4 protein-coding genes are annotated in these 2122 nt (G+C 51.2%); 3 read left to right on the forward strand and 1 reads right to left on the reverse strand.

Annotated features, from left to right (window positions below; all coding sequences use genetic code 11):
- Nucleotides 1–318: glutathione S-transferase family protein (locus tag ABYW01_RS20120; protein WP_372836224.1), on the reverse strand; the 318-nt coding region annotated here is incomplete at its 3' end.
- A gap of 112 nt (nucleotides 319–430) precedes the next feature.
- On the opposite strand from ABYW01_RS20120, the gene ABYW01_RS20125 reads away from it, so the two are divergent.
- From ABYW01_RS20125 to ABYW01_RS20135, 3 genes are all read left to right on the forward strand, one after another.
- The gene (locus ABYW01_RS20125) at nucleotides 431–1321 is read left to right on the forward strand and encodes a LysR family transcriptional regulator (RefSeq protein WP_372836226.1); all 891 of its coding nucleotides are present in this window, start codon (nucleotides 431–433) and stop codon (nucleotides 1319–1321) included.
- Nucleotides 1322–1589: 268 nt separating this feature from the next.
- The gene (locus ABYW01_RS20130) at nucleotides 1590–1802 is read left to right on the forward strand and encodes a hypothetical protein (protein WP_372836228.1); all 213 of its coding nucleotides are present in this window, start codon (nucleotides 1590–1592) and stop codon (nucleotides 1800–1802) included.
- Nucleotides 1803–1905: 103 nt separating this feature from the next.
- Nucleotides 1906–2122, forward strand: a 217-nt coding sequence (locus ABYW01_RS20135) for a hypothetical protein (RefSeq protein ID WP_372836229.1), incomplete at its 3' end; no start/stop codon positions are given.

A 2122-nucleotide genomic window follows, 5' to 3' on the forward strand; every position in this document is an offset into this window, starting at 1 on the left:
ATAAAAAAACACACGACCGTAGGCCGGATGCATGGTTGCGTTGGCAAACATGATGTTCTGAATCGCGTGCTGTTGTGCGTCCTTGTCCTGAGGAAACAGCGGATTAGGCTTTTGTTGCAACAGGTACAGCAAGATAGCTGCCCCCTCAACCAACGTCTGATCGCCATCCACCAGCACCGGTACGCTCCCGACTGGATTAACCTCCGCGAAGTTATCGATTTTGGTTTTATTGATCAGTGTAACCGGGTGTTCCATCTCCAACAGAACAGTGAGCGTAGCGAGGGAGCAGGCACTGGGCAGGTAATACAGGGTATACATAGGTTTCTCCGGTGAAGAGTGATTGCGTTAATCGACTCAGCCAGAATAAATACCTTGCTAGGTTTCATATATATCTACAATATGAACGTACTGTTCACGCACAGGAAACAAAATGGATAAACTTCGGGCAATGTCGCTGTTTGTAAGGCTGTCGGAACGCGGCAGCTTTACCTTGGTTGCAGACGAGCTGGGGACGTCTAAATCAATGGTCAGTAAAGAGATCAGCCGATTAGAAGCAGAGATCGGTGCCCGACTATTGCACCGTTCCACCCGTTCCCTGCAGCTCACAACCATCGGCGAAGGCTATCTGGCCCACTGTCGTGAGATTTTGGAGCGTATAGAGGACGCTGAAGGTTTTGTGCAGGGTGTGCAGGGACAGCCTCGCGGTAAGCTCAAGATTAATGCCCCGATGGCGCTGGGAATATCACATCTCAGTCAGGTTTTCGCCGAGTTCATGCGCGAGTATCCCGAGATGGAATTGGATATTCATCTGGATGATGAACCCGTTGATCTGATCGAAAACGGATTTGATCTGGGCTTCAGAGCCGCCAGCCGTCCCTTTGATTCCACCTATATCGGCAAGCCTTTGATGAATTTCAGCTACGCCGTCTGCGCCTCAGAGGGCTATCTGCAAAAATATGGACCCGTCACCCGGACCGAAGATCTCGTCAACCACAATTGCTTTATCTATAGCTACTTTCGTGGGCAGGATATCTGGCCTTTGCAGGAAGGGGTGAAGATCAAGGGAACCCTGCGGGTGAACAGTACGCCTTTTATGCTTGATGTGGTCAAGGCGGGGCTGGGTATCGGCTTTATACCGGATTTTGTATCCGCCGATGCGATCAGAGAGGGCCGTGTTGTCGAGTTGCTCAGTGAGGTCAACAAACCCAGATTAACGTTGTATGCGATGTATCCGGCGAGACGCCTTGTCCCGCCCAAAATTAAGTTGTGTATCAGTTTTCTCCAGGAGTGGTTCGAGAAACATCAGCCCGATAGGGATTGACCGGGCTATTCGCAAATGGGGCGAACTGTCTGGTTTTCCTCAGGTGCCCAACACGTAATCGTTTAAGCTCAATGACACACCTATACCGAGGTCACCCATAGGGATTGGGTGGTTCCTCGATAGGTGGTTTAGAGTTGGATGATAATCACCAACCTGCACAAACCGCGCATGTTGGAACGCGCTATACTCAACTGAGAACGAATCTCAACCAGAGGTTCGTAATTGAGCCACTTAGCTCTTTCATAAAGAGCGGCTTCGGAGTTAAGCAATGAGTCCCCTTGGGCTGCTAGTTATTGCGCTGGTTGCTACTTGGTGTGTGGGTGGTGTGAGCGCCGTGCGGTTGTTGGGCCGTTACTACCATCGGAAGGGTGAACAGTTCTGCGATACCCATGCACTCGCGATTGCTGAGGTGCAGGCGTGTGTGTTTTTTCTTGGCCCGATGGGGTGGTTAGGGGTTTATCTACTCACAGAGAAAAAGTGATGCTGCCACGGGTATCGGTCCCGCAGGAAAGGCGACCTGTAGCGGCGGTCACGTGTACAGCCCTTGCTATACTTTAGCCAGCAAACCGACCGGGAGTGCTCTAATGCGCGTTCAGTTACTGGTGACCAGAACGGACTTTTCGGTGCCAAACCTAGAGAAGGAGTTCAAAGACCTGAGGGTGGGCTATGAGATAGCGTACCTTGAGGATCACCCTGAGCTGGTTGAGACCTACAATATCCGCCATTCCCCCAATATTCTGATCGACGGTAAGTTGGCATTTCGTCATCAAGCCTCGGAGCAGGAACTGCGGCAGTATTTCG

The organism is Pontibacterium sp. (genome assembly GCF_041587635.1).
Taxonomy (GTDB): domain Bacteria; phylum Pseudomonadota; class Gammaproteobacteria; order Pseudomonadales; family Balneatricaceae; genus Pontibacterium.